Consider the following 24,968-nt stretch of genomic DNA (forward strand, 5'->3'; position numbering starts at 1 on the left):
ACAGCCTCGAATTCGTAAGACCGAATGAGGTGTCTGACACCCTGGCGAGATTCGCTTCATACCAAGTGCATCTTCCGAGGGTGTCAGACACCTGCAGCGGCAGACGGCATCGGCAGGTTCAGGCAGCGACGGCAGGGGTTCAGGCAACGACGGCAGTAATCGTCAATTGAACTCCAGTGCCCGATGGGCGGCGCGTACGGGTCGGCAAGTTGTGGCTGAACGTCGACGCGCCGCCCATCACCGCTCCTCCCCCGTGACGGCGGGCCATTAGCAAACCAATCAACGCCGGCGCGAAGCGCACACCGCCACGACGCCCCACCGACCCGATGCCGGGTTGCCGCCGTCCGGGCGGCAGCAACCCGGCGGCCCCGCAGATCTCCTTCCCTGACCACAGGTCTTGCAGCGCCCCATACCAAAGACCCTAGTAGCACGGCGTCGCGGTCACCGTGGGCACGAGCGCCGTCGATGCGCCCGAGGGAATCTGAAGGGAGCCGAAGGCGGACGAAGATGACGAAGGGGAAGTCCGGAGCGAAGGCTCCGGACCGCAATCGTGGGCGATCGTGCCCACGGGGACCGCGGCGTCGGGCGACCTACGAAGATCTGACGCAGCCGACGAAGACCTGACGCAGCTAGGAATATCTGAGCAAGCCTGCAGAGATCTGATCAGCCTCTGTAGCCTTGACGCCGCCTACAAATCCCTGCCTAAACATCTCAAACCAACACACCTCCAAATCCAGCCCCCACGTGTCCCTCCGCCAATCTCCCCCTCCCCTCCCCAAACAACTTCTCCCTCAAAGACCCCTCCGAATACGCCCGCTTGTACGACCCCCGTTCCTGCAATTCAGGCACCACGATGTCGATGAAGTCCTCGTAGCATTCCGGCGTCACCGTCCTCGCCAGGTTGAATCCGTCGATATCCGTTTCAGCCACCCACGATTCCAGTTCGTCCGCGATCTGCGATGCGCTGCCGACCAGCGCCGGATATCTGCCCCCTAATGCCATGTCGGCCAGCAGGTCGTTGACCGTGCGGTCGGTGCGGGCCACGGTCAGGTTCTTGACGGCCGATTCGATCGCGTTGTTCTTTACGTAGCGGATCGGCTCGTCAGGGGCATAGCGCGAAAAGTCGATGCCGGTGGAGCTGGCGTAGTGCGCGAGGCCCGCTTCGGGGTTGGCGTAGCGCAGGTACTCGGCGTGCTTCTCGCGTGCCTCGGCTTCCGTTCTTCCCGGCACCACTGTCACGCCCATGAAGAACTTGATGTCGCGCGGATTGCGGCCTTCGCGTGCCACCGCGTCGCGGACGTCGGCGACGAGTTTGCGCAGGCCTTCCTTGGTTTGGCTTGAGACGAACACGCACTCGGCATGGCGCGCGGCGAAGGCCTGGCCGCGGCCGGAGGAGCCGGCCTGGTAGAGGACCGGTGTGCGCTGGCGCGAGGGTTCGGACAGGTGATAGCCCTGTACTCGGTAGTATTTGCCGGTGTGGTCCACCGGGCGCACGGCGGTCGGGTCTGCGTACCGGCGCGCGCGTTTGTCGGCGTGTACCGCGTCGTCGTCCCAACTGCCTTCCCAGAGTTTGTAGGCGACTTCCAGGAACTCGTCGGCGCGGTCGTAGCGTTCGTCGTGGGCGATCTGTTCGGACAGGCCCATCGCGCGCGCCGCGCTTTCCAGGTAGCCGGTGACGATGTTCCAGCCGATGCGGCCGTTGGTCAGGTGGTCCAGCGTCGAGAAGCGGCGCGCCAGCAGGTACGGCGCTTCGTAGGTCAGATTCACCGTCACGCCGAAGCCCAGGTGGCGCGTGGCGGCGGCCATGGCGGAGACCGTGAGCAGGGGGTCGTTGACCGGGAGTTGGATGGACTCGCGCAGCGTGATGTCGGCCGAGTCCTGGTAGACGTCGTACACGCCAACGATGTCGGCCAGGAACAGGCCATCGAACAGGCCGCGTTCCAGCAGCCTGGCCAGATCCGTCCAGTACTCCAGCGTCTTGTATTGGGTGGACGTGTCGCGCGGATGCGTCCACAGGCCGTGGTTGATGTGGCCGACGCAGTTCATGTTGAACGCGTTCAGGAGGATTTGCTTTTTAGCCATGGCGAGCCGCTCCGGCGTATCCTGTGGTGCCCACGCGCGCGGGCGGGGCGTCGTTGAGGTAGTAGTTTCCGACGGCATGGATCTTCCAGCGCACCGGGTCGTGCAGCGTGTGGGTGCGGGCGTTGCGCCAGTGGCGGTCGAGGTTCAGGTGGTCCAGCGTGGATTGCGTTCCCGACAGCTCGAAGAGCTTGGTGCCGGCGGCCAGCGACGCCTCGGTGGTGAGCGCGCGGGCCTCAGCCACGGCGATGGCGGCAGCGGCGATGTGTTCTGCGGTGGCGTCCGTGGTGGCGATGTCCAGGATTCGGCCGGCGCGCGCCACCAGGGCGCGGGCAGCCTCCAACCGGACGGACAGGCGGCCGAATTCGCTGATTGTCAGCGGGTCGTGCCGCGCCTCGTCGACGCCGGCGTCGATCCAAGGCCGCGAGCGTTCGCGTACGAAGTCGACGGCGTCGGCCAGCGCGGCCTGGCCGATCCCCAGGTCGATGGCGGCGTGGATCAGCTGCGCCAGCGGCTTGATCGTGTTGGCGGGCGCGGACGGATCGGCAAGCAGCAGTACGTCTTGCGGCGGCACGGCGACGTCCTTGAAGACCACGGTGCCGCTGCCGGTCACTCGCTGGCCGAAGCCGGACCAGTCGTCGATGACTTCGACGCCGGGGCTGTCGCGGCGCACGAAGGCCAGGCGCTGGATGCCGCCCTCGTCAACGGTGGCGGTGGGGATCCACTGGGCATAGAGTGCGCCGGTGCAGTAGAACTTGCTGCCGTTGATGCGCCAGCCGTCCTGGCCGTCGGGCGTCAGGCGGGTGCGGCGCTCGGCGGCGGTGCGTGTGCCGACCTCGGCGAGCGCATTGCCGAAGCGGTCGCCGGCCAGGGCGCGTGCGTAGAAGCGGGCCTGCTGGTCGGCGTTGCCGTTCACGCGCAGGACTTCCAGCGCGTAGTAGTGGTTCTGCGGGATCTGGCCCAGCGAGCCGTCGGCGCGCGAGATGATCGCCGTGACGGCGGCGAGCGTTACGCGGGAGACGCCGGCGCCGCCATGCTCGCGGGGCACGGTGATGCCCCACAGGCCCGACTGGGAATAGCGCTCCAGCTCCGGCAGGGGCAGTCGGCGTTCGCGGTCGCGTACCGACGCCTCTTCGGCAAATTCGGCGGCCAGCGCGTGGGCGGTTTCGATGGCCTGCGCGTCGTTCTGGATGATGGGGGCGCGGCGGGGCGCCAGCGTGGACACGTTCTGATGGGGCATGAGGTCAGATCCAGGAATGGCGGTTGGGACGCTGTCCGTTCAGCACGTGGTTGCCGATGGCGTGGTACTTCCAGCGCACCGGGTCGTGCAACGTGTGCGTGCGCGCATTGCGCCAGTGGCGGTCCAGGTTGAACTCGGCCAGCGATGCGCGCGAGCCCGAGAGTTCAAAGAGCTTCTCGCTGGCGGTAAGCGCGATCTCCGTGGTCAGCGCTTTGGCGCGCGCCACCACGATGGACGCGGCCGCAACGGCGTCGGCGTCCAGCTCGCGTCGTGCGGTGTCGTCCAGGTATTGCGCGGCCTCGGTCAGCAAGGCCTCGGCAGCATGCAGGTCGGTGTACAGACGCCCCACGTCGGCGATGACGTACGGGTCCTGCGTCGCGCGTTCGACGTTGGCCTCCACCCAGGGGCGCGCGCGTTCGCGCAGGAAGGCGATCGTGTCGTTCAGCGCACCCTGCGCGATGCCGGCGTCGATGGCGGCCTGCATCAGCTGCGCGAAGGGGCCGATCAGCACGGGGCTTTCCTGCACGGTCCAGGCGGGCAGGATGCTGTCCGCTTCCACGCGCACGTTGTCCAGCAGCACCGTGCCGCTGGCCGTGGTGCGCTGGCCGAAGCTGGACCAGTCGTCCACCACCGTCAGGCCCGGCGCGCCGCGTTCCAGCACGACCGTCACCAGCCTGCCCTGCGCGTCCAGCACCTTGGAGGGAATCCAGTGCGCGAACAGCGCGCCGGTGGAGTAGAACTTGCGGCCGGTAAGGCGAAAGCCGTCGCCGTCGGGGACAAGGCGTGTCTGGATGTCGCGGGTGTGGCGCGTGTGACGTTCCGGACCTGCATTGCCCAGCCGCCGTCCCGCCAGCACACCTTCGTAGTACCGGCGCTTCTGCGCGGGCGATCCGGTCAGGCGAAGCAGATTCAGAAATCCGAAGTGATTCTGCGGGATCTGGCCCAGCGACGGGTCCGCCGCGCTGATGATGCGAAAGACCTCGGCCAGCGTGACATGGGACACGTCCGGTCCGCCGTATTCACGCGGCACCGTGATGCCGCCCAGGCCGCTCGCCGAGTAGCGTTCGATCTCGCGCCACGGCAAGCCGCGCTCGCGGTCGCGCTGCGCCGCGCCTTGTGCGAAATCGGCCGCCAGCGCATGCGCGGCGTCGATGGCCTGCGCGTCGCCGGCGATGCGGACGGCAGGCACGACCCGCGGCGCCTCGTCGATGTCGTGCGTGGTGGAAATGCTTGAAGCTTGCGGCATGGAATGCCCCGGCGTTGAGAAGACATGCAGCCTACGTCGCGGCCGAGGCGAAGCGGAAGAACTGATTTTGCATTGGCTTATTTGAAATCGGCATATGCGCCCGAACGCTGCGCACGCCCCTGTTAGCGGGGCGCGGCGCGCATATCCAAATCACCAAAGAATGTTTGTGGCGGGCGTTGGCGCTTGCTTAGAGTCGAGTCTTTCCGCCAACCACCTAGCAGCCGCCATGCCCGAACTGGACCTGCCCTTGTCCCTGCATTACGACGGCGCGCTTGAAGCGCAGCTGTTTGACGATCTACGGCTTGTCGTTGCGCCGAACATTCCGGCCGCGCGCCTCGACGCGCCGCGCGACCTGGCAAACGCGGAAGAGCGCGAGGCCGCCGGCCGCTACGCCGTGTGGAACACCGTGCATGACCTCTTCATCACGCAGGTCGCCGCGCATGCGATATCGGGCCTGTTCGACGACGACGTCGAGTTTCAGTTTGCGCTGGCGCGTCAGCTTGGCGACGACGCGGCGCACGCGGAGTTTTCGCGCGGACGCGCCGCGATACTGCTGGGCGCCGATCCGCTGCCGCTGGTCGAGGAGGGCGTGCGTGACGCATGGGACCTGATCGGCGGCTTTGCGCTGCGCAATTGGCAGAACTTCCTGGCGTGGCAGTTTCACTACGAGCACTACATCCTGGCGCGCCTGTTCGTGAACCGGCGCACCGCACAGGTGCTGGACTTCGGCCACCGCGAATTCGGCGAGAACCGCATTCTGCCGGACGAGGAAGCGCACCGCATCCGCATCACGCAGTGGTGGCTGAACAAGCTGGAACGCGCGGACCCGGCCCAACGTGAAGACTGGGTGGAAGGCCTGATTCAGGCCGACGAGGATGCGCAGCGCATCCTGGGTCCCTATCTGCGCGACTCCTGGCAACTGAACCAACACGCCACGCGCCTGGACACCCGCAACCACGTCGCGCTGTACGACGCGTGGCGGCGCGAGTTGCTGGCCACGCTGCTGCGGCGTGATCCGGCGGATCTGCCTGCATTGACCAGCCTGGCGGCGTGATTCCGCACACCTCCCCCCTTCTCTGCACGACGCTTCTATCTCACACGCAAGGACATCACGATGACGCAGTCTCTTCCCCCCGCCGCGGACGATCAGGACCAGCCCGCCAGCCCGTTGCGACGCTGGCTCATGGGCGCCGCGGCGCTGATGGGCTCGGGCGCCCTGTTTCCCAACGTGATCTTCGCGCCGGCGCACGCCGACACGAACAGCCTGCCCAACACGGTGGACGGCGCGGTGCGCGGCGGCGTGCTCAATGCGGTGGTGCATCCGGAACCGCCGACGCTGGCGTTCTACCTGAACTCGTCCACGCCGACCGGCGCGGTGGTGAGCAAGATCTTCGACGGGCTGGTGGAGTACGGCCCGGACCTCAAACCGCGTCCCGTCCTGGCCGAAAGCTGGACCGTGTCGGAGGACGGCAAGACCATTACCTTCAAGCTTCGCCAGGGCGTGCTGTGGCATGACGGCAAGCCGTTCACGTCGGCGGATGTGAAGTGGTCGGCCGAGGAAGTGTGGCTCAAACATGCGCCCAGCGCGCGCCGCGTGTTCCAGTACCTGCAGAAGGTGGAAGCGCCGGACGATCACACCGTGGTGCTGCACCTGTCCCAGCCCACCCCCGTGGCGCTGAACGCCATCGACTCGCTGGGTGCGCCGATCCTGCCGCGCCACCTGTTCGAAGGCACGGACATCCAGAACAATCCGTACAACAACAAGCCCATCGGCACGGGCCCCTTCGTGTTCAAGGAATGGAACCGGGGCAACTACATCGTGCTGGAGAAGAACGAGAAATACTGGCAGCCCGAGCGTCCGTACCTGGACCGCATCGTCTGGAAAATCATTCCCGACGTCTCGGGCCGCGCCACTGCGCTGGAAACCGGCGGCGTGGCCTACGGCGAGCGCAATCCGGTGGCCTTCACCGATGCGACGCGCCTGTCCAAGCTGCCCAAGCTGGCGGTCGACACGTCCGGCTACAACGGCTTTGCGGCGTGGCTGTGGCTGGAAGCCAACCTGCGCGATCCCATCCTGTCGAACCTGAAGGTGCGCCAGGCCATCGCGCATGCAGTGAACAAGCAGGTGCTGGTCAAGACCGTCTGGAACGGCTATGCCGAACCGTTCGTCAGCCCGGTGCCGTCGCTGGTCAAGCCCTATCACAATCCCAACGTGCAGCAGTATCCGTTTGATCCAGCGCTGGCCGAGAAGCTGCTGGACGAAGCGGGCTATCCGCGCAAGGCCGACGGCTGGCGCTTTGCGCTGACGCACGACTACATCCCGTTCGGCGACGACTACCGGCGCACCGGCGAGTTCGTGCGCCAGGCGCTGCGCAAGATCGGCATCGACGTGACGCTGCGCGGGCTGGACCTGGCGACGTGGACGCGCAATGTGTTCACCGACTACAACTTCCAGCTCATCAGTTCTTGGGGCACCGTGCTGATCGATCCGCAGCTGGGCGTGGAGACGCGCTACTGGAGCAAAGCTGAAGCCAAGGGCACGCCCTGGTACAACGTGTCCGGCTACAAGAACGCAGACATGGACCGGGCCATCGAAGCGGCGCAGATCGAAACCGATCCGCAAAAGCGCATCGAGCAGTACAACGAGGTGCAGCGGCTGGCGCAGCGTGATCTGCCGCTGATCGGGCTGTTCGAGTTCCGCTGGTTTGGCGTGTGGGACAAACAGGTGCGCAACGTGACGGATGCCTCGTCCCATTCGCGCAACAACTTTGCCAACGTCTGGCTGGGCAAGGCCTGACGGCCGGGGAAATATCGCCATGTCCCTGCGCCTGCCCCGTCCGCTGCGCTACCTGCTGCAGATCCTGTTCGTGGTGGGCGTCACCGCGATTGCCAACTTCTTCCTGCTGAAACTTGTTCCTGGTGATCTGGTGGACGTGATCGCCTCTGAAAACAGCGGCATCACGCCCGAGCACGTCGCGCAGTTGCGCCAGGCGTATGGCCTGGACCAGAGCGTGTTCGCGCAGTTGGGCTACTACCTCAAGAGCCTGCTGTCGCTGGACCTGGGGTACTCGTTCCGCTATGGCGAGCCGGTGTCCGACCTGATCTTCAACCGGCTGCCCGCGACGCTGGCGCTGATTGGCACGGGTTTGGCGCTGTCCGTGGCCGTCGGCGTGCTGTTGGGCGTGCTGGCCGCCCGGCGTCCGCAGGGCATCCTGGACACGCTGCTGTCCGGGCTGGCCACGGCCGGCTATTCCGCGCCCATGTTCTGGACGGCGCTGATGCTGATCGTGGGCTTTGGCGTGCACCTGAACTGGCTGCCGGTCGGCGGCATCCGTGACGTGGGCGCGGCGCATCAAGGCTGGGCGCTGTGGCTGGACTACGCGCGCCACCTGGCGCTGCCGGTCACGACCGTGGCGATCTACTACGTGGCCATCTACGCCCGGCTGTCGCGCGCATCGATGATCGAGACCCTGCAGGAGGACTACATCCGCACAGCCCGCGCCCGCGGCAACGGCGAGGCGCGTGTGATCTGGCGCCATGCCCTGAAGAACGCCATTCTGCCGGTCATCACCATGCTGGGTCTGCAAAGCAGCGCGCTGCTGGGCGGCAGCATCGTGGTCGAGACCGTGTTCGCGTGGCCGGGCCTGGGGCAGTTGTCGTTCGAGGCCATCGCCAGCCGCGACGTGAACCTGCTGCTGGGCATCCTGCTGATGAGCGCGGCGCTGGTCGCCCTGATGAACATTGCCGTCGATGCCTGCTACGGCCTGCTCGACCCCCGAGTGAGAAAGACATGAAAGCACCCGTCCTTGCCGCCCTGCGCCTGCTGCGCACGCCTTCGGCCGCCGTCGGCGCGGTCATTCTGGCCATCGTGATCAGCGCGGCGGCCACCGCATCCTGGCTGTTCCCTGACGATCCGCTGGAGATGGTCGGCGCGCCGTTCACCTGGCCCGGCGAGGACGCCACGTTTCCGGCGGGTACCGACCTGATGGGCCGCGACATCCTGGCCGGACTTTTCCACGGGGCGCGCGTGTCACTGCTGGTGGGTGGCGCGTCGGCGGCGATTGCGCTGGGCATCGGCCTCTTGGTGGGCGCCTTTGCCGGGTATGCCGGTCCGCGCACCGACGCCGTGCTGATGCGCATCACCGAGCTGTTCCAGACGGTGCCCTCGTTCCTCTTGGCGATCGTGCTGGTGGCGATTCTGGGGCCGTCGCTGTCGACCATCATCTTTGCGCTGGGCATCACGTCGTGGACCGGCATCGCGCGGCTGACGCGCGGCGAATTCATTTCGCTGCGCGAACGCGAATTCGTGCGGGCCGCGCAGACGCTGGGCGCCGGCCACGCCCGCATTATCTTCCGCGAGATCCTGCCCAACGCCCTGCCGCCCATCATCGTGACCACCGCCGTGCTGGTGGCTCACGCCATCCTGTCCGAAGCGGGACTGTCCTTTCTGGGACTGGGCGATCCCAACGTGGTGAGCTGGGGCAGCATGGTCGGCGCGGGCCGCGAGGCGCTGCGCACCGCGTGGTACATGACCGCGCTGCCCGGCCTGACCATCATGGCGACGGTGCTGGCGCTGAACCTGCTCAGCGACGCCATCAACGACGCGCTCAACCCCAAGCTGCGCCGCCGCCGCGTGGCGGCACAGCCCGCCGCCGCCGGCCAGCCGTAACTTCATCTCCTGCCATGACCACGCTGATCGACATCCAAGGATTGAACGTCGCCTTCCCCGGCCACCAGGCCGTGCGGAACCTGGACCTGCAACTGCGCGCGGGCGAAACACTGGCGCTGGTGGGCGAGTCCGGCTGCGGCAAGTCCACCACCGCGCTCGCCTTGCTGGGGCTGCTGCCGCGCCATGCGAAAGTGCAGGGCCGCGTGCTGTTCGAGGGCCAGGACCTGCTGGCGCTGTCCGAACGCCGCCGCTGCGCGCTGCGCGGCGACCGCATCGCGATGATCTTTCAGGAGCCGATGACCAGCCTGAATCCGGTGCTGACGCTGGGCGACCAGATCGGCGAAGCGCTGCGTCTGCATCGCGGCGCGTCCGCCCGCGCGGCCCGCGCCCGCGCCATCGAATTGCTGGACATGGTGCGCGTGCCGGAGCCGCAGCGCCGGGTGGACGACTATCCGCATCACCTGTCGGGCGGTCAGCGCCAACGCGCGATGATCGCCGCCGCCATCGCCTGCCAGCCCGCGCTGCTGGTGGCCGACGAGCCCACCACCGCGCTGGACGTGACTGTCCAGGCGCAGATCCTGAAGCTGCTGGACGACCTGCGCGGTGAACTGGGGATGGGGCTGTTGCTGATCACGCACGACCTGGCGGTGGTGGGCGAATGGGCCGACCGCGTGGCGGTGATGGTGCAAGGCGAAAAGGTGGAAGAAGGCGCGGCGTCCACGCTGCTGGGCCAGCCGCGCCACCCGTACACGCGCGGCCTGCTTGGTGCATCGCTGCGGCTGGACGACGCCACGCATTACAGCAGGCTGAGGCTGCCGGAAATTCGCACGCGGCTGGATCCTGCGTCGGGCAAACCGGTTTTTGGACTGGTGACGCCGCCGCGCGCGCCCGCAGCCGCCAACGATCCCGCGGCCAGCGCCAACGGTCCGCTGCTGCAGGTGCAGGATCTGCGCGTGCAGTACCGGACGTCCCGCGGCGTCACCGCCGCGGTCGATGGCGTGTCGTTCGAGATCGCAGCGGGCGAAACCGTGGGTCTGGTGGGCGAATCGGGCTGCGGCAAGTCGACGCTGTCGCGCGCGCTGGTTAGGCTGCTGCCGCCGGCCTCGGGGCGCATCCTGCTTGGCGGCGAAGACGCCACGGAACTGGACGCCGGACGTCTGGCGGGCTACCGCCAGCGCGTGCAGATGATCTTTCAGGATCCGTACGCGTCCCTCAATCCCCGGCACACCGTGGCGGACATCCTGGAGGCGGCGCTTCGCATTCACCGTGTGAAGGATCGCGACGATCGCCGCCGCCGCATCCTCCACATCCTGGACGCCGTGGGCCTGCCGCGCGACGCCTTGGCACGCTACCCCAGCGAATTCTCGGGCGGCCAGCGCCAGCGCATCGGCATCGCGCGGGCGCTGGTGCTGCGCCCGGCGCTGGTCATCTGCGACGAACCGGTGTCGGCGCTGGACGTGTCCGTGCAGGCGCAGATCCTCAACCTGCTGGTCGACCTGAAGGATGAGTTCCGGCTGTCCTACCTGTTCATTTCGCACGACCTGTCCGTGGTGCATTACCTGGCGGACCGGGTACTGGTGATGAACGCAGGGCAAATCGTCGAGGAGGGGCCGAACGCCACGCTCTGGCGCGACGCCCGCCACCCGTACACGCGCAGCCTCATCGCCGCGCTGCCCCGGGGACTGGAACCGCGGGACGAGGCGCAGCGGCGGATCGCCTGACGCCGCCGCGGGCTCCGCCTTAAGGGGGGCTGGCTTGCGCCTGCCCGCAGGCCTATACTGGATTCGCCGTTGCTGGACATTCCTTTACCTAAAGGAGAGGCAACATGTACAGGCACTTGCTCATCGCCGTGGACGGATCCCTGCTGTCCGAATCGGCATTCAAGCGCGCCCTCGTTTTCGCCAAGGAAATGGGCGCCACCATCACCCTGCTGCGCGCCATCCCGGAAGACCACCTGTTGGTCTACCAGGCCGAAATGCTGGGCACCACCGAAGGGCATCACACCGATCAGGCGCGCAAGAACGCGCAGGCGTATCTGGACGGGCTTGAAGCCGAGGCGCGGCACGCGCTGGTGCCCTGCGAAGCCATCGTCACGGTGAACGACCATCCGCACGAGGCCATCGTGGAGACGGCGCAAAAGTCCGGGTGCGACCTGATCGTGATGGGCTCGCACGGACGGCACGGCATGACGGGCTTTTTGCTGGGCAGCGAGACGCAGCGCGTGCTGGCGCGCACGCGGCTGCCGGTGCTGGTGTACCGATAGCCTTGCGTCAAAGTGTCGGGCCGGGTGGCCGCGGTCAAGCGGCCGCCAGCGCGTGCTGAAACGTAAAGCTGTCCGCGTACAGGTGATCCAGACTGGCGCCGCGTTCGGCCAACAGGCTTTTGGCCTGGCGAATCATCTCCGGCGCGCCGCACAGATAGAACGCATGTTCCGACAGGTCCGCGTGATCTTCCAGCACCGCCTGCTGCACGTAGCCGCGGCGCCCCTGCCAGTCCGCCCCCGCGCGCGACAGCACGGGCACGAAATTGAATTCATAGAGCCGCCCGGCCCAGCTTTCGATCTCGTCGCGCAGGTACAGGTCCGCCTCGGTGCGCATGCCCCAATACAGCGTCACGGGCGGGCAGTCCTCATTGTCCAGCAGCGACTCGAGAATCGCCTTGATGGGCGCGATGCCGGTTCCCGTGGCCATCATGATGAGCGGGCGCCAATCTTCCTCGTGATAGCTGAAGACGCCAAGCGGCGCCTCGATCTCCACCGGCGTGCCGGCGCTGGCCTGCCCCAGCCACTGGTCGGTATAGCGGCCGCCGGGAATGCGGCGCACGTGGAAGTCGATCAGGTTGCCCGCCCGCGCCGACGCCATGGAGAAGCTGCGCGTCTCGCCGTCGGGGAGCACCACGTTCATATACTGTCCCGGCACGTAATCCAGGCCGTCGCCGGGCAGCGCCAGGGTCAGGTGGATGACGTCGTCACAGAACGCGGCGATGCGATGGATCGTGGCGGGCATGCGGCGGGGGGGAGGAAAGGTCTGCCGGCTGCTCGCCACGCTGATGCACAGGTCGGCCGTCGGACGGGCCTGGCACGCCAGCGCGTAGCCCTGCTCGGCCTCTTCCGGGGTCAGCGCCATGGGGAATTCGTCATACCGGACAGTGCCCGATTCGAGTTTGATGCGGCAGGTGCCGCAGCCGCCGAACGTGCATTCGTGCGGCAGCTTCACCGCCGAACGCTCCGCGGCTTCCAGCACGGATTCGCCTTCATCGACGACAAAGGCTTCTGCGGTTTCCAGGATGTGCACGCGGTATGCCATGACGCCCTCGCCTATTTCTTGATGTCCGCTTCCACCAGCACCTTCATGCCGCGCGGCTCCAGCAGTTCGCCCAGCGCAGCCAGTGCCGCAAGACCTGCTTTGGTGTCTTGCTCACCGTTGCCGCCGCTCAGGCCCACGCCGCCGATCACCTCGCCATTCACCACGATGGGAAAGCCGCCGACGAACACCGCAAACTTGCCGTCGAAGCTCCACTGGATGCCGAAGGCTTCGTTGCCGGGCAGCGCGGGGCCGTTGGGCGGCGTATTGAAAAGGTGCGTCGAGCGCTTGTGCCCGGCGGCGGTGAACGCCTTGTTCCAGGCGATCTGCGGACCCGTGATGCGGGCGCCGTCCATGCGCTCGAGCGCAATCGGATAGCCGCCGTCGTCCACGATGCAGATCGACTCCAGCACGCCGATTTCCTGCGACTTGGCGATGGCGGCGCGCACCATGACGCGCGCTTCTTCAAGTTCCAGGCGATAGATCTGTTTCATGTGCAAAGCCTCTTTGGATGGATGAGCCGTCAGCCGGCGCGGTAGACGGTTTTGATCTGCGTGTAGAACTCCAGGCCCACGCGGCCAGATTCGCGGAATGTGGAGGTGCTGGAATGCTTCAGCCCGCCGAACGGCGCGTTGATCAGGTTGCCGGTAGTGGTGCGGTTGATCTTCACGGTGCCTGCCTGGATATCGCGGGCGAAGCGGTGCGCGTAGCGCGCGTCGGTGGTGGCGATGGCGGCCGACAGGCCGTATTCCGTGTCGTTGGCCTGCGCGATGGCGTCTTCATAGCCGTCGACCTCGATCAGCGCGATCACCGGACCGAAGATTTCTTCGCGGGCAATGCGCATCTGCTGCGTCACGCCGGCAAAGAGCGCGGGCGTGACGTAATAGCCGCGGTCGAAACCCGCGCCCGTCAGGCGATCGCCGCCGTGCAGGTGCTTGGCTTCCTGCTTGCCCAGTTCAATGTAGCCCAGCACGTTGTCGAGCTGGCGGGCGGTGGCCAGCGGGCCCAGGTCGAAATTGCCGTCCAGGCCGTTGCCGATGGTCAGCGTCTTGATCCTGGCGAGCAGCTTTTCCGTATAGGCGCCGCTGACCTTGCGGTCGACCAGCACGCGGCTGGTGCCGGTGCACGCCTGGCCGCTCAGCGAGAAACCGCCTTTGACCGCCAGGTCCACCGCGCGGTCCAGGTCGGCGTCGGCCAGCACGATCAAGGGATTCTTGCCGCCCAGTTCCATCTGCGTCCGGGTGGTCAGACCGGCCGTGCGATGGATCTGCTCGCCGGCGGCGGTGGAGCCGGTGAACGAAATGGCGCGCACCTGGCTCGCCCCCGTGATGGCTTCGCCCACTGCTCCTGCCGGGCCCGTCAGGAAGTTCAGCACGCCGGCCGGCAATCCGGCCTGCACGAAGGCCTCGGTCAGGCGATAGCCCGACATCGGCGCGTCGGACGAGGGCTTGAACACCACCGTGTTGCCCGTGATGAGGGCCGGTGCGATCTTGCGCGCTGGAATCGAGATGGGGAAATTCCAGGGCGAGATCACCGTCACCACGCCCAGCGGTTCGCGCTGGCTGTAGACGATCATGTCCGGATCGTCGTTGGGATAGGTCTCGCCGGTGAATGACTGGCCTTCAACCGCGTAGAAACGGATCGTCTGCGCCGAACGCAAGACCTCGTCCTTGGCCAGGTTCAGGCCCTTGCCTTCTTCACGGGTCAGTTCGCGCGCGATCGACGCGGCGTTGTCTTCCAGATGCTGGGCCGCCTTGAACAGGATGGCCGCGCGCTTGGAGATCGGCGTGTCGCGCCACGCGGCAAACGCCGCCTCGGCCGCCAGGACCGCCTGCCGGGCGTCTTCGGCGTTGGAGACCTGGAATTGCCCGACGACGTCGTCCGTGTCGGCCGGGTTGCGGTTCGGCGCGGTTTTACCCGACACGCTGGGCGTCCACTTGCCGCCGATGTAGTTCAAAAAGGTCTGCTGCGAGAGATCGTTCACGGGAGCGCTTCCTTGATTGAGTCTGGGCGGGCGCGGCAGGCGCAAGGCGCCTGGGCTACGTTCAGAACATTGTATACTTTAATCATTAGGCGACGATCCGTGGAAACCCCACCTGAAGCGTCAGCAAAAAGGCTCCCGCGCGGGAGCCTTTTCGCGTCACGTCGCGCCGTTCAACTCCAGATCAGCACAGCGCAGATCGTCGAGACGAAGAGCGCCAGCAGCACGGGCAGCAGCAGCGCGCGCACCAGCGACAGCACATTCACCCGCGCAAACCCCGCCACCGCGATCAGCGAGGACCAGGCGATCAGCGTGCCGCCGCCCGTCCAGACGGCGCCCATCTGGCCGACCGCCGCCAGCGTCGCGGGGTCTACCCCGACGACCGGACCCAGCGCGCCGGATAACGTGCCCGTGAGCGGCAGACCTGCGAAGCCCGAGCCGTCGATGCCGGTGATCATGCCGACCAGCAGCACACCGAAGGCGACGAGGAAGTGGTTTTCCGGGATGAGATGCTGCGCGGCGGAGATCACCTCGAAGAGCAGGCCGGGCGCCTGCGCCGCCGGCACGCCCAGGATCTGCGCGGCCGTCTCATTGGCGCCCACGAAGAAGAAGCCCGCGATGGGCAGCACGGAACCCATCGCCTTGAAGGCGAACACGAAGCCGTCGGTCACGTGTTCCGGACAGACGTCCAGCATCTTGCGAGGGCCTTCGGCGGCCAGCGTCACCAGCATCATCACCACGAAGGCGACACCGCCGACCAGCGCCGCCGCATCGCCGCCGCGCAGGGCGGGCAGCGACGGAAACAGCCGGGGCAGCACCATCACGGCGATCACGGCCAGGAATGCCAGCGGCGTCACCACCGCAAACACCTTCGACCAGCGGACACGGCGCTCCTCTTCCTCGCTCAGCGCGGGGCCGGCGGGCAGCGCGGGATCGGCGCCCATCGTGCCACGGGCAAGTTCCGCCTTGTCGAACGACCCGGCCTGTTCCATGCGCGCCAGGCTGCCGTCCTGCGCGCGGGCCTGCCAGGCCGTCAGCAGTGCAGGATCGGCCGGCACGATGTGACGGCGCACCAGCAGGTAGGCCGCCACCAGGGCGATCCCGCCGGTGATCAACGACAGCACGAGCGCGCGGTCGGCCACGACGGCGGCGCTGATGGCCGCCCCCGCCGCCTTGGCGCTGATGCTCGGCGCCACGCCGATCACGTAATCCGACGACAAGGCCATCCCCTGCCCTGCGATGGCGATCGCCATGGCGCCGGCCAGCGGCGGCAGCCCGGCCGCGATGGCCGCCGGCAGCAGGATGGCGGACACCAGCGGCACGGCGGGCGTGGGCCAGAAGAACAGCGAGATTACATAGGTACAGAGGGCGATGATCACGAACGACGAATGCCCGCCCCGCATGACCCGCCGAAATGGCTGGACCATGCGCACGTCCGCCTGCAGCGTCTTCAGGGAATTGAGGAGCGCCGTCATGAACGTGATGACGAGAAAGATGTTGAAGAGCTCTTTGGCGGCGACGAAGCTGGCGGAAAAGATGCCGATCAGCCCGCTGATCGGATTGCCTGTGATCGCCAGCACGACCAGAAACGTACCGATGACGGAAGGCACCACGACATTGGCGCGCAGGATCATCGTCAGGATGATGGCGGCCACACTGATCAGGTAAATCCAATGAGCGGCAGTGAGCACGACGTCGGATTGCATGCGCTATTCCCCTTGTATGCGTGGCTGTTGGGTCGCCACACTCGGTATACTATATTTCGTTAGTAGTCATACCAACCGAAATATGCGCCGCCTAGGGAAACCGATAGTGCGGGTTTCAGCCTGATTTTCAGCTGAAAATCAAGGGATTACCCGGAGTTTTTGGAATTTTGCGATCAGCGTCCGAATTCATCGATAGACTATCGTATACATAAATTACAAAGCCCTCAGGCATGTTGCCCTCCCTGATAACCACCGATCTGTGGCATTACGCCGCCATGGCAGCCGTCGTGTTTGGCGCGGCCGTCGCCCAAGGCGTGGGCGGCGTGGGGTTTGCGATGTTCGCCGCACCCGTCGCCGCCATGTTCTTCCCGCAATTGGCGCCTGGCCCGCTCCTGACCCTGGGCGGCTTCATTTCGCTCTTGACCGCCCTGCGCGAGCGGGCCGCCATCGATTGGCCCGCCGTCTCCTACGCCCTGGCCGGGCGCGCCGTCGGCACCCTGATCGCGATCTACGCCATGGCGCGCTTTGCGCCCCAGGCGCTGGGCGTGCTTTTTGCCTGCATGATCCTGGCCGCCGTCGCGCTCAGCGTGGCGGGACTGAAGTTCTCCGCGACGCCGGGCCGGGTGTCCGGGGCGGGCGTGGCCTCGGGGATCATGGGCACGATGACGTCGGTGGGCGCCCCGCCCATCGCCATCGTGCTGCAGCACGCGGCGCCGCCGCGGCTGCGTGCCACGCTGGGCATGGTGCTCTTTCTAGGATCCATTTTTTCGCTCGCCATGCTGGCGCTGGCCAAGCGCTACACGGGCTATCACGCCGGGCTGGCGCTCAGCCTGGCGCCGTTTCTGCTGGCCGGATTCGCCGTCTCCAGCCGGCTGCGCACCCTGCTGCCTCCCCGCGCGGTGCGCGGTGTGCTGCTCGTCGCCTGCGCCATGGGCGCGGTGGGCGTGCTGGTGAAGTCATTCTGGGTGCACTGATGCGGCAAACCGCCAGCGACGGACGGCTACACCCGGTAATACAATGCCGACTATATCCATTACGCCAAACCTGCTCGCCATGACAACTTCCCCCGTCAGCCCGCAAGCCGTCGAGACGCAGCATTCCTCCCCGCTGAAGATCGGCGAGCAGCACCCGCAATTGTTTGCCGTCATCCGCGACAAGCTGCGCGAACGCATCCTGAGCGGCGAGTTCACGCCCGGCGACCGCCTGGTGGAAGGCCGCCTGTCCGAAGAAATGGGTGTATCCCGTATCCCGGTGCGCGAGGCATTGCGGGCGCTGGCCGCCGAAGGCCTGGTCACGATCGAGCCGCGGCGCGGCGCGTCGGTGTCGGTGCTGTCCGATGCCGTGGCCTACGACATGGTGGAAGTGCGCGCCACGCTGGAAGGCCTGAACGCCAAGCTGGCCGCGCAGCGCCGCGACGAAAAGACAGTGGAGCGCCTGCAGGCGTTTCTGCGCGAAGGAACGGAAGCCGCGCGCGACGAGAAACTGGACAAGTTCCTGGCGCTCAATTCGCAGTTCCATGAAATGCTGGCCACGATCGGCGGCAACGTGGTGCTGACCGACCTGATGCGCTCGCTGCGCGACCGCACCGCCCTGCTGTTCGCGCCCAGCAACATGCGCCGCGCCAAGCAGAACTGGGACGAGCATTCGCAGATCCTGAATGCCGTCATCGCGGGCAACGGCGATCTGGCGGCCCTGCTGGCCAGCCAGCACGTGCACAACGCGGCCAAGGCCTACACCGAAGCGCAGCAGCCGCCGCAACAGGCGTCGGTGGCCTGAGCGCCTGACCCCCGACGAGCGGCTGTCACCGCCGCCGCGCCGGCGCCCGGGCGCCCCCGCCATCCGCTCATCCCGTCGTGGCCGCTTCCACCGCGCCCGGCGCTGCGCCGACCACGATCCCCTTGCCGTTCTGCACCACCCACGACACTTTCACGTCGCCATTCACGAACGTCTGGCAGGCCATGCGGTAGCCGGCTTCGAAGTCTTCCGGCCGCAGGTGCTTGCGCTCCTTCGGCTTGATGGCGTCGGTGTTTTCCAGCCCCTCTTCGATCCGGCACTTGCAGGTGCCGCACAGGCCGCCCCCGCACTTGAACGGAATGCCGCCCTTTTCCTTGAGCGACACGCGCAACAGGTTGCTGTTTTCCGGCGCGGTGGCGACCATGCCGCCGTTGGATAGGAACGTGATCTGGACCATATATTCAGTGCTCCGCGGCGCGCACGCCGGACCGCAGCGTCAGCGTCGACGCCATGCTGCCAAAACGCGTCAGGTGCGCCAGCTCCTTGCGGGCCGCGTCCACCGACGAGAACTTCTCCAGAAACTTGGACGGCACGTGGTTGACCACGTAGGGCGGCGTTTCCTCGGTGACCACCAGCTTGATCTCACGGTCCAGACGGGCAATGCTGAACACCGCCAGCGCGCGCCCGTAGAACACGTAGTCGTAGGTCTCGATGATGTCGGCGCCGTCGCCCGCCTCGGTGCGAAAGACGCCGGGCTTGGAGGTCAGGATCACATAGATGGATTGCGTCGCCATCATGCCTCCACGTCCTGCGACAGCTCGATGTCGCTGCTCAGCCAAAGCTGGCATGCCAGCCGGTAGCCCTGGTCGACACGGTCGCCCAGCTGCTTCTTTTCCTTCCAGTTCACCGGCGGCAGATGCTCAGCGCCGGCGATGATGCGGCACGCGCACTTGGCGCACTTGCCCATGCCGCATTCATAGCGCAGATGCGGAAACGGAAACTGCTTGATGCCGGCCCGCACCACCAGGTTGGTGTTGTCCTTCACCACGTCGGTGTAGGTCTGGCCGCCTTTATGAAACACAACGGTAGGCATGAGGTCTTCGTCCAGGTTCTGCGGTGCGGCCACCGCCCGGCCGGGCTGGGCGGGCCGGGCGCGTTCGGGCGATCAGGCGGCAAGGCCCAGTTCGGGCAGCTTGATCTCGTCCTGCACGTAGTCGGTGTAGAGCGCCGTGGTGTACAGCAGCCGCATCTGCGCGCCGATTTCGCAGATCTTCAGGCAGCGCTGCTGCAGGTCCACCGTGTTGGCGTGCTCCAGCACGATCTGGTAGCCGCGTTCGCCATGGATCTCGTCGGACACGATGTGCAGGTCGAAGAACTCCACTTCCTCGTCGGTGAAGCCGTACTTCTCGCGCAGGGTCGGCGTCTGCTTGCGGTAGATGGAGGGCACCTGCGATTCCAGGCCCACCACCAGGCCGGCCACCGCGACGATCGGATCCTCGCGCATGGCAACGGCATAACACCAGCTTTGCAGCGCGCGCGTCGTGGGCGACATGTTGTCCGGATTGGTGACCCGTTCGCGGGTGGTGCCGCAGGCTTCGGCAAAGCGGATCAGCAGGTCGGTGTGGCGGTCGCCGCCAATCTCCTCTTCGTACATGTTTGCCAGCAGGAAATCCTTGGCCTCGGTATAGGTGTCCGGCGTACGGGCGTACAGGTAGCCCAGGTAGTCGGCAAAGGGGCCGACATAGTGATAGTGGTTCTCGGCCCAGCGCGACAGATGCTCGCGGCTCAGCTTGCCTTCGGCCCAGGCGATCGAAAAGGGCGACGCGTTGGCGCTCTTGCCCTTGATCGCGTTTTCCAGTGCCGTGCGGAATTCATCTCGGTTCATCAGTTCTGCCATGACTCGCTCCAGGTCCAGTGGGAGAAATTCCAGGCCTGTGTCAGCCCGGGCATGATGAACATTGTATACCGTCTACTGTTTTGAACCGCTAGGGCAATCCCGAAGTTCCTCGCTTAAAGAGGGACAGTTTCAACCAGATCAAGCACTTACCATCCACTAGGCGAATTGGACCAAAGCGCGCCGCAGGCGTACAATGAATACAATTTCAACGCAATACGGAAATACCATGAACACCCGCCACCCGCTGGGCGACGCCCCGATCGGTCAACAACTGCTCACCCACTACGCTCGCCGCGACGCCGTGCGCCACGCCACGCCGCTGTTCCCGTCGTCCTGGGCCGAACTGCTGGCCCCGTTCCGCAACGCGCGTCTGCAACCGCTCCGCGCAGCCGCACCCGCCGCACGCACGCAACGCGACGACACGGTCTGCCAAGCTGGCTGAAGGAAAAGCCCGGGACTGAATGTCCCGGCTTGAAATGGCCGGGATTGAAACACCCCGGCTAGAACGCACGGGACGTCTTCCCGGACGAGCGAAGCGCCGTTAGCGCTGTTAGCCCCGCTAGCGCTGTTAGCCCCGTCAGCGCCGTGCGCGCAGGCTGACCTGCATCCGGGCGTTTTGCTGCGCCGCGTTCCGCTGACGCCGGGCATTGCCGCCGGCAAGCACCAGCACAATCGCAAAGCCTACGGTATAGGCCAGCACGTCCCACCAATCCGGCACGCTGCCGAACACCACGCGCAGCACCGGCTGCTCGATGCGCCAGCCAAAGTGTCGCGCCAGGTATTGGCCCAGTTCGACCGCATACCCCGTGAACAGCGCCGCCAGCGCCAGCGGCAGCACGCCCGCTCGAACAAAGCTGCGGTACAGCAGATAGGCCCAGCCCACCGCCACCACGTCCCCCACGAACCCACGCAGGAAGGGATAAGGTGCGCCCACGGTGGCGATCAGCGCCAGCACGGCGGTCACGGCAAGCAGGGCGGCGAACGCGCGCCCGTTGAAAGTCAAAGTCATTGAATCAGCAAACGTAAATAGTGAAACAGGGAGGCGCGCGCCTGCGTTCGCGGCGGCTGCGCATCGCTGCCTGAATTCGCGCAAGAATCCGCACACGCAGCGCTGCTAAGCCCGCGCCCCGGCCGGTAACAAGGGCAGCGCGCAGGTTACCGGAAAAGCGCGGGCCGCCCTCCTCGGCCGCCTGCCTTGGGCGTACCATTGAGCGACCCCGACCCAGCCCAGAACGGGCGCGATCCTCGCGTCCGGCCACGTTCCCATGCTGCAGCCCGTTTCGGCTTCGACCGATCTGCCGGCGGCCCCACCGGCCGCGCCCGCGCCTGTCCTCCAGGTCAGCACGCTTTCCCCCCTCGCCTTTCCCGCCTTTCGCATCATCTGGATCGCCAACCTGTTTGCCAACCTGGGCACCTGGGCGCAATCGGTGGCCGCCGCGTGGGTCATCACCACGGAGCAGAGCAGCCCGCTGATGGTCGCGATGATCCAGGTGGCGGCGGCGTTTCCGCTGGTCGCCCTGTCGATCCTGACCGGGGTGCTGGCCGACAACCATGACCGGCGCCGCGTCATGCTTGCGGGCATGCTGCTGGAGCTGGCGGGCGGCGTCTTCATCACCATCCTGGCCTTCGCGGGGCTGCTGCACCCCATCACGCTGATTGCATCCGTGTTCTGCATCGCCATCGGCAGCGCGATCGTCACGCCCGCATGGCAGGCCGCCGTGGGCGAACAGGTGCCGCGCGAGCACGTCGGCAGCGCCGTGCTGCTGAACAGCGTCAACTTCAACGTCGCGCGGGCGGTGGGGCCGGCCATCGGCGGCCTGCTGCTGGGCGCGTTGGGCACGTCCTGGGTCTTTCTGCTGAACTGTTTCTGCTACGCTGGGCTGATCTGGGCGATCTGGCGCTGGAAGCGCGACCTGCCCGTGCGCAGGCTCCCGCCCGAAGGCCTCTTTGAAGGCGTGGTCGCCGCGCTGCGCTACACGCAGCATTCGACGGTGACGCGCGTGGTGATGCTGCGCTCGTTCGCCTTCGGCCTGTCCGCCAGCGCGCTGTGGGCGCTGTTGCCGCTCTTGGCGCACGAGCACGAAAGCGGCAGCGCGCTGCTGTACGGCTACATGCTTGGCGCGCTGGGGGTGGGCGCCATCCTGGGCAGCGTGGTGGTGCGCCGGGCGCGCGCGGCGTGGGGATCCGGCGGCCTGATCAGCGTGGCCGCAGCGCTCCTGGCCGTCTGTCTGCTGGCGCTGGGGCTGACCGATACGCTGTGGGTCGCGTTTCCGGCGCTGCTCCTGTCGGGCGGCTGCTGGATCGGCGTGCTCGCCACCTACAACACGACCGTGCAGCTTCTGGTGCCGGACTGGGTGAAGGCGCGCGCGCTGGCGCTGTATCAGACCGCGATCTTCGGCGGCCTGGCGGCGGGCTCGTTCATGTGGGGTCACTTCGCGGGCACGATGGGCGTGTCCGGCGCGATGTCGGCCGCAGGCATCGTGCTGGGCGTGACCGTGGCGCTGCTGTACCGCTCGCGTCTGCCGGAACAGGTGGACGCGCGGTCGCTGACGCGCGCCGACGACACCGAACCGGCCATGGCCGCCGCCGGCTTCAACACGCAGCGCGGCGCGGTGCTGGTCGCCGTGGAATACCTGATCAACCCGGACAAGCTGGCCGCGCTGATCCATGCCGCCCGGCCGCTGCGCCTCTTGCGGCTGCGCAATGGCGCGCAGCAGTGGCAGCTGTTCCGCGACCTGGAGCGCGAGGGCGTCTGGCGCGAGGTCTTTCTGGTGGAAAGCTGGATGCAGTACCTGCGGATGATCGACCGCATGACGCTGGCCGACAAGATGGTGCTGGACGAGGTGCGCGCCTTGCACGCGGGCGACAAGCCGCCGGTGGTGTCGCGCAACGTCAGCTACCTGGCCATGAACGAGGCGCAGGGTTTCTCGCTGCGCCGCGCCCCCGATTCCCGATGACGCGCGAGGCCCGACCATGCTTACCTCTCTGTGGCGCAATTGGCGGACCTGGCGGCGTGGCGGGTCGCAGCTTGACGTCATCCTGTCCAACGCCGACCCCCAAGCCCCGCTGGCCGAACGGAATCTGTGGCTGGTCGACCTTGGCCGCTGGCTGAACCGTCCGGACGGCGAACCGGCACGGGAAGACGGGCGCGACCCGCGTCACGCCCGCCTGCGCTACCTGTTGCAGGTGCTGGAACGCAATCCCGCTGTTGCGGCGCGCACGGCGGCCACGCTGCGCTCGGTGCTGGTGGACAACGACCCCACCGCGCTCCTGTGCGACACCGGCGTGGCGTCACGCCCCGGCTTCTGGGGTGAGTTGTGGCGCCGCGTCGTCGCCTGGATGCTGCCGCCGACCGTCAATCAGGGCGATATGTCGGGCCTCTTCACGCTGCTGTTTCGCCGCGCCGGCGACGCGCAATGGATCGAATCGCTGGACGACGAGACGCTGGCGCGCGTGCGCGCGCTGCTGCGTCTGAAAGAGGACGACCCGGCAAAAGAACCCGATGCGTTGTCAGCCCCCACGCCCGAGGCGCTTGCCCGGCGGCTGGACCAGGCACTGACCAGCAGCATGCAGGTGCTCGTCAGCCAGGTGGGCGCCGTCGGACTCAGCCAGGATATCCGCTCCCGTGTGCCGGGCCGCGTCGAAGAATCGCCGTTTTTCACGCTGGAGGGCACCGCGGCAGAACTCTTCGACAGCACGCCGGACACGCCGCACGAGGTGGTGGGCCAGCGCCTGAACGTGCTGCGCGCCTTGCTGGACGACTGCCGCGCGGCCGGCGACGCCGTCTATGAAGAACTCAAGCGCAATGGCGTCGCGGTCGACGTGGTCTACCAGATCGAGTGCATGAAGCTGCGCCTGGCGCGCATCGAACTGCTGCTGGGCGTGTGGATCGACCCCACGCAACGCCACCGGTACGCGCACCTGATGGCCGAGCTGATCCGGTGCACATTGGCCCGCAGCAGCATCCGGCATCTGGCGGCGTCGTCGCTCTTGCAGTTGGCGCGCCGCGTGATGGACCGCAGCGCCGAGACCGGCGAACACTACATCGCCCGCGACACGCTGGAATACATGGACATGCTGAAGGCGTCCATGGGCGGCGGCTTCGTCGTGGCGTTCACGGTGTACGTCAAGTTCATCATCACGTCGGCCCACCTGGACAAATGGATGGAAGGCCTGCTGAACGCACTGAACTACGCCGGCAGTTTTCTCGTGATCCAGTTCGCGCATTTCACGCTGGCCACCAAGCAGCCGGCCATGACCGGGCCTGCGCTTGCCCGCCGGCTGGACGCGGCCTACTCGCCCGACGGGCGCGAGGCCTTCGTCGACGACACGCTGGCGATGCTGCGTTCGAACGCCGCCGCGATCGCGGGCAACCTGGCCGTGGTGTTTCCGCTGGCCTGGGCGATTCAGTGGTTGGCCATGCGGTTTCTGGAACAGCCTTTGATCGATGCCGACAAGGCGCAAGACACGCTGCAATCGTTGTCGTTCTGGGGACCGACGCCGCTGTATGCCGCGGTGACCGGCGCATTGATCTGGGTGTCCAGCCTGATCGCAGGTTGGGCCGACAACTGGTTCGCGCTGCATCGCGTGCACGACGTGATGGCGTACGGCCGGCGCACCCGCTACCTGCTCGGGGCGCGCGGCGCCGTTCGGTGGGCGGGCTTCTGGCGGCGCAACGTTTCGCAGATCGCCGCCAACGTTTCGCTGGGACTGATGCTGGGCCTGCTGCCGGCCCTCGTCAGCGCGCTGGGATCGACGCTGGAGGTCCGCCACGTGTCGCTCAGCGCCGGCCAGATCGCGGCCGCGATTGCGACGCTGGGCTGGGAGCTCGTGCATACGCAGGTGTTCTGGCTGGCCGTGGCGGGCACGGTGGCGACGGGCGCGCTGAACGTCATCGTCAGTTTTGCGCTGGCCTTCAACGTAGCGCTGGCGTCGCGCGACATGCGCCGCGACGATCGCGTGTCGCTGACTGCCGGGGTGCGCCGCCGCATCCTGCGGCGGCCGGCGGCGCTGTTCTGGCCGGTCAAGCCGCGCGCCACGCCCGTGCAATCCTGACGCGCTGCGCTGGGCAGGCCTGACTGACATGGCGCGCCTGAACGGACGCGGCTGCGGCG

At 66.9% G+C, this 24,968-nt stretch carries 23 protein-coding genes; 11 read left to right on the top strand and 12 right to left on the bottom strand.

Annotated elements, in window-relative coordinates:
• Positions 1 to 711 precede the first annotated feature (711 nt).
• Genes KW836_RS01815 through KW836_RS01825 form a run of 3 tightly spaced genes read right to left on the bottom strand, consistent with a single transcriptional unit; the run spans position 712 to position 4,565 of the window.
• The gene (locus KW836_RS01815) at positions 712 to 2,082 is read right to left on the bottom strand and encodes an LLM class flavin-dependent oxidoreductase (protein ID WP_218342289.1); all 1,371 of its coding nucleotides are present in this window, start codon (positions 2,080 to 2,082) and stop codon (positions 712 to 714) included.
• Entirely contained in the window at positions 2,075 to 3,319 is a 1,245-nt protein-coding gene (locus KW836_RS01820; protein ID WP_218342290.1) for an SfnB family sulfur acquisition oxidoreductase, read from the bottom strand. The genes KW836_RS01815 and KW836_RS01820 overlap by 8 nt, the downstream gene beginning before the upstream one ends.
• Positions 3,320 to 3,323: 4 nt before the next feature.
• Entirely contained in the window at positions 3,324 to 4,565 is a 1,242-nt protein-coding gene (locus KW836_RS01825; RefSeq protein ID WP_218342291.1) for an SfnB family sulfur acquisition oxidoreductase, read from the bottom strand.
• A 226-nt stretch (positions 4,566 to 4,791) separates the two neighbouring features.
• Between KW836_RS01825 and KW836_RS01830 the strand changes: the two genes are divergently transcribed.
• The 6 genes from KW836_RS01830 to KW836_RS01855 all read left to right on the top strand — a co-directional run bounded on the left by KW836_RS01830 (position 4,792) and on the right by KW836_RS01855 (position 11,497).
• The gene (locus tag KW836_RS01830; protein WP_218342292.1) at positions 4,792 to 5,619 is read left to right on the top strand and encodes a hypothetical protein; all 828 of its coding nucleotides are present in this window, start codon (positions 4,792 to 4,794) and stop codon (positions 5,617 to 5,619) included.
• 60 nt (positions 5,620 to 5,679) lie between these two features.
• A complete protein-coding gene (locus tag KW836_RS01835; protein WP_175137153.1) occupies positions 5,680 to 7,362 on the top strand; it encodes an ABC transporter substrate-binding protein in 1,683 nt (560 codons plus the stop codon).
• A gap of 19 nt (positions 7,363 to 7,381) precedes the next feature.
• Positions 7,382 to 8,359: an ABC transporter permease gene (locus KW836_RS01840; protein ID WP_218342293.1), complete on the top strand. Its 978-nt coding sequence runs from the start codon at positions 7,382 to 7,384 to the stop codon at positions 8,357 to 8,359.
• Positions 8,356 to 9,234 (top strand): ABC transporter permease, encoded by an 879-nt coding sequence (locus tag KW836_RS01845; protein ID WP_218342294.1) that lies wholly within the window; start codon positions 8,356 to 8,358, stop codon positions 9,232 to 9,234. The genes KW836_RS01840 and KW836_RS01845 overlap by 4 nt, the downstream gene beginning before the upstream one ends.
• Before the next feature lie 14 nt (positions 9,235 to 9,248).
• Positions 9,249 to 10,955, top strand: a complete 1,707-nt coding sequence (locus KW836_RS01850) for an ABC transporter ATP-binding protein (protein WP_218342295.1) — start codon at positions 9,249 to 9,251, stop codon at positions 10,953 to 10,955.
• Between the two features lie 104 nt (positions 10,956 to 11,059).
• A complete protein-coding gene (locus KW836_RS01855; protein WP_175123758.1) occupies positions 11,060 to 11,497 on the top strand; it encodes a universal stress protein in 438 nt (145 codons plus the stop codon).
• A gap of 34 nt (positions 11,498 to 11,531) precedes the next feature.
• Here KW836_RS01855 and KW836_RS01860 read toward each other — a convergent pair whose 3' ends face one another.
• From KW836_RS01860 to KW836_RS01875, 4 genes are all read right to left on the bottom strand, one after another.
• Positions 11,532 to 12,539 carry a 2Fe-2S iron-sulfur cluster-binding protein gene (locus KW836_RS01860; RefSeq protein ID WP_218342296.1) on the bottom strand — a complete coding sequence of 336 codons (1,008 nt, stop codon included), beginning with the start codon at positions 12,537 to 12,539 and terminating at the stop codon, positions 11,532 to 11,534.
• 11 nt (positions 12,540 to 12,550) lie between these two features.
• Positions 12,551 to 13,030, bottom strand: coding sequence for a heme-binding protein (locus KW836_RS01865; protein ID WP_056319338.1), 480 nt, complete (start codon positions 13,028 to 13,030; stop codon positions 12,551 to 12,553).
• 29 nt (positions 13,031 to 13,059) lie between these two features.
• Positions 13,060 to 14,520 (bottom strand): aldehyde dehydrogenase family protein, encoded by a 1,461-nt coding sequence (locus KW836_RS01870; RefSeq protein ID WP_218342297.1) that lies wholly within the window; start codon positions 14,518 to 14,520, stop codon positions 13,060 to 13,062.
• A 170-nt stretch (positions 14,521 to 14,690) separates the two neighbouring features.
• A complete protein-coding gene (locus KW836_RS01875; RefSeq protein ID WP_218342298.1) occupies positions 14,691 to 16,223 on the bottom strand; it encodes a hypothetical protein in 1,533 nt (510 codons plus the stop codon).
• 230 nt (positions 16,224 to 16,453) lie between these two features.
• Between KW836_RS01875 and KW836_RS01880 the strand changes: the two genes are divergently transcribed.
• Together KW836_RS01880 and KW836_RS01885 are read left to right on the top strand one after the other, a co-directional pair.
• The gene (locus KW836_RS01880; RefSeq protein WP_218342299.1) at positions 16,454 to 17,197 is read left to right on the top strand and encodes a sulfite exporter TauE/SafE family protein; all 744 of its coding nucleotides are present in this window, start codon (positions 16,454 to 16,456) and stop codon (positions 17,195 to 17,197) included.
• 79 nt (positions 17,198 to 17,276) lie between these two features.
• Positions 17,277 to 17,999, top strand: coding sequence for a GntR family transcriptional regulator (locus KW836_RS01885; protein ID WP_105237069.1), 723 nt, complete (start codon positions 17,277 to 17,279; stop codon positions 17,997 to 17,999).
• A gap of 67 nt (positions 18,000 to 18,066) precedes the next feature.
• Here the strand turns inward: KW836_RS01885 and KW836_RS01890 are convergent, their stop codons facing one another.
• The 4 genes from KW836_RS01890 to KW836_RS01905 form a co-directional block, all read right to left on the bottom strand.
• Positions 18,067 to 18,414 carry a 2Fe-2S iron-sulfur cluster-binding protein gene (locus KW836_RS01890; RefSeq protein WP_175137147.1) on the bottom strand — a complete coding sequence of 116 codons (348 nt, stop codon included), beginning with the start codon at positions 18,412 to 18,414 and terminating at the stop codon, positions 18,067 to 18,069.
• A gap of 4 nt (positions 18,415 to 18,418) precedes the next feature.
• Positions 18,419 to 18,754, bottom strand: coding sequence for a ferredoxin (locus KW836_RS01895; protein WP_246282835.1), 336 nt, complete (start codon positions 18,752 to 18,754; stop codon positions 18,419 to 18,421).
• On the bottom strand, positions 18,751 to 19,050 hold the full coding sequence (locus KW836_RS01900) for a 2Fe-2S iron-sulfur cluster-binding protein (protein WP_056566926.1): 300 nt from the start codon (positions 19,048 to 19,050) through the stop codon (positions 18,751 to 18,753). Before KW836_RS01900 ends, KW836_RS01895 begins: the two co-directional genes overlap by 4 nt.
• Before the next feature lie 72 nt (positions 19,051 to 19,122).
• Positions 19,123 to 19,854, bottom strand: a complete 732-nt coding sequence (locus KW836_RS01905) for a TenA family transcriptional regulator (RefSeq protein WP_056319353.1) — start codon at positions 19,852 to 19,854, stop codon at positions 19,123 to 19,125.
• Between the two features lie 226 nt (positions 19,855 to 20,080).
• Between KW836_RS01905 and KW836_RS01910 the strand changes: the two genes are divergently transcribed.
• Positions 20,081 to 20,296 carry a hypothetical protein gene (locus KW836_RS01910; RefSeq protein WP_105237066.1) on the top strand — a complete coding sequence of 72 codons (216 nt, stop codon included), beginning with the start codon at positions 20,081 to 20,083 and terminating at the stop codon, positions 20,294 to 20,296.
• A 135-nt stretch (positions 20,297 to 20,431) separates the two neighbouring features.
• Here KW836_RS01910 and KW836_RS01915 read toward each other — a convergent pair whose 3' ends face one another.
• Complete coding sequence (locus tag KW836_RS01915; protein ID WP_175123764.1) at positions 20,432 to 20,863, bottom strand: DUF2809 domain-containing protein; 432 nt, start codon at positions 20,861 to 20,863, stop codon at positions 20,432 to 20,434.
• A gap of 256 nt (positions 20,864 to 21,119) precedes the next feature.
• Between KW836_RS01915 and KW836_RS01920 the strand changes: the two genes are divergently transcribed.
• Both KW836_RS01920 and KW836_RS01925 read left to right on the top strand, forming a co-directional pair.
• Complete coding sequence (locus KW836_RS01920) at positions 21,120 to 22,811, top strand: MFS transporter (RefSeq protein WP_218342300.1); 1,692 nt, start codon at positions 21,120 to 21,122, stop codon at positions 22,809 to 22,811.
• Between the two features lie 16 nt (positions 22,812 to 22,827).
• Positions 22,828 to 24,909, top strand: coding sequence for a site-specific recombinase (locus KW836_RS01925; protein WP_218342301.1), 2,082 nt, complete (start codon positions 22,828 to 22,830; stop codon positions 24,907 to 24,909).
• Positions 24,910 to 24,968: the final 59 nt, after the last annotated feature.

It is taken from the genome of Achromobacter sp. ACM05 (assembly GCF_019218915.1).
GTDB lineage: Bacteria > Pseudomonadota > Gammaproteobacteria > Burkholderiales > Burkholderiaceae_B > Achromobacter > Achromobacter animicus.

Coding starts and splice junctions, on each gene's coding strand:
- KW836_RS01840 (WP_218342293.1), top strand. CDS start 7,382: ATGTCCCTGCGCCTGCCCCGTCCGCTGCGCTACCTGCTGCAGATCCTG.
- KW836_RS01815 (WP_218342289.1), bottom strand. CDS start 2,082: ATGGCTAAAAAGCAAATCCTCCTGAACGCGTTCAACATGAACTGCGTC.
- KW836_RS01850 (WP_218342295.1), top strand. CDS start 9,249: ATGACCACGCTGATCGACATCCAAGGATTGAACGTCGCCTTCCCCGGC.
- KW836_RS01825 (WP_218342291.1), bottom strand. CDS start 4,565: ATGCCGCAAGCTTCAAGCATTTCCACCACGCACGACATCGACGAGGCG.
- KW836_RS01890 (WP_175137147.1), bottom strand. CDS start 18,414: ATGGTCCAGATCACGTTCCTATCCAACGGCGGCATGGTCGCCACCGCG.
- KW836_RS01835 (WP_175137153.1), top strand. CDS start 5,680: ATGACGCAGTCTCTTCCCCCCGCCGCGGACGATCAGGACCAGCCCGCC.
- KW836_RS01900 (WP_056566926.1), bottom strand. CDS start 19,050: ATGCCTACCGTTGTGTTTCATAAAGGCGGCCAGACCTACACCGACGTG.
- KW836_RS01885 (WP_105237069.1), top strand. CDS start 17,277: ATGACAACTTCCCCCGTCAGCCCGCAAGCCGTCGAGACGCAGCATTCC.
- KW836_RS01875 (WP_218342298.1), bottom strand. CDS start 16,223: ATGCAATCCGACGTCGTGCTCACTGCCGCTCATTGGATTTACCTGATC.
- KW836_RS01855 (WP_175123758.1), top strand. CDS start 11,060: ATGTACAGGCACTTGCTCATCGCCGTGGACGGATCCCTGCTGTCCGAA.
- KW836_RS01845 (WP_218342294.1), top strand. CDS start 8,356: ATGAAAGCACCCGTCCTTGCCGCCCTGCGCCTGCTGCGCACGCCTTCG.
- KW836_RS01865 (WP_056319338.1), bottom strand. CDS start 13,030: ATGAAACAGATCTATCGCCTGGAACTTGAAGAAGCGCGCGTCATGGTG.
- KW836_RS01910 (WP_105237066.1), top strand. CDS start 20,081: ATGAACACCCGCCACCCGCTGGGCGACGCCCCGATCGGTCAACAACTG.
- KW836_RS01860 (WP_218342296.1), bottom strand. CDS start 12,539: ATGGCATACCGCGTGCACATCCTGGAAACCGCAGAAGCCTTTGTCGTC.
- KW836_RS01895 (WP_246282835.1), bottom strand. CDS start 18,754: ATGATGGCGACGCAATCCATCTATGTGATCCTGACCTCCAAGCCCGGC.
- KW836_RS01925 (WP_218342301.1), top strand. CDS start 22,828: ATGCTTACCTCTCTGTGGCGCAATTGGCGGACCTGGCGGCGTGGCGGG.
- KW836_RS01915 (WP_175123764.1), bottom strand. CDS start 20,863: ATGACTTTGACTTTCAACGGGCGCGCGTTCGCCGCCCTGCTTGCCGTG.
- KW836_RS01880 (WP_218342299.1), top strand. CDS start 16,454: ATGTTGCCCTCCCTGATAACCACCGATCTGTGGCATTACGCCGCCATG.
- KW836_RS01905 (WP_056319353.1), bottom strand. CDS start 19,854: ATGGCAGAACTGATGAACCGAGATGAATTCCGCACGGCACTGGAAAAC.
- KW836_RS01920 (WP_218342300.1), top strand. CDS start 21,120: ATGCTGCAGCCCGTTTCGGCTTCGACCGATCTGCCGGCGGCCCCACCG.
- KW836_RS01820 (WP_218342290.1), bottom strand. CDS start 3,319: ATGCCCCATCAGAACGTGTCCACGCTGGCGCCCCGCCGCGCCCCCATC.
- KW836_RS01830 (WP_218342292.1), top strand. CDS start 4,792: ATGCCCGAACTGGACCTGCCCTTGTCCCTGCATTACGACGGCGCGCTT.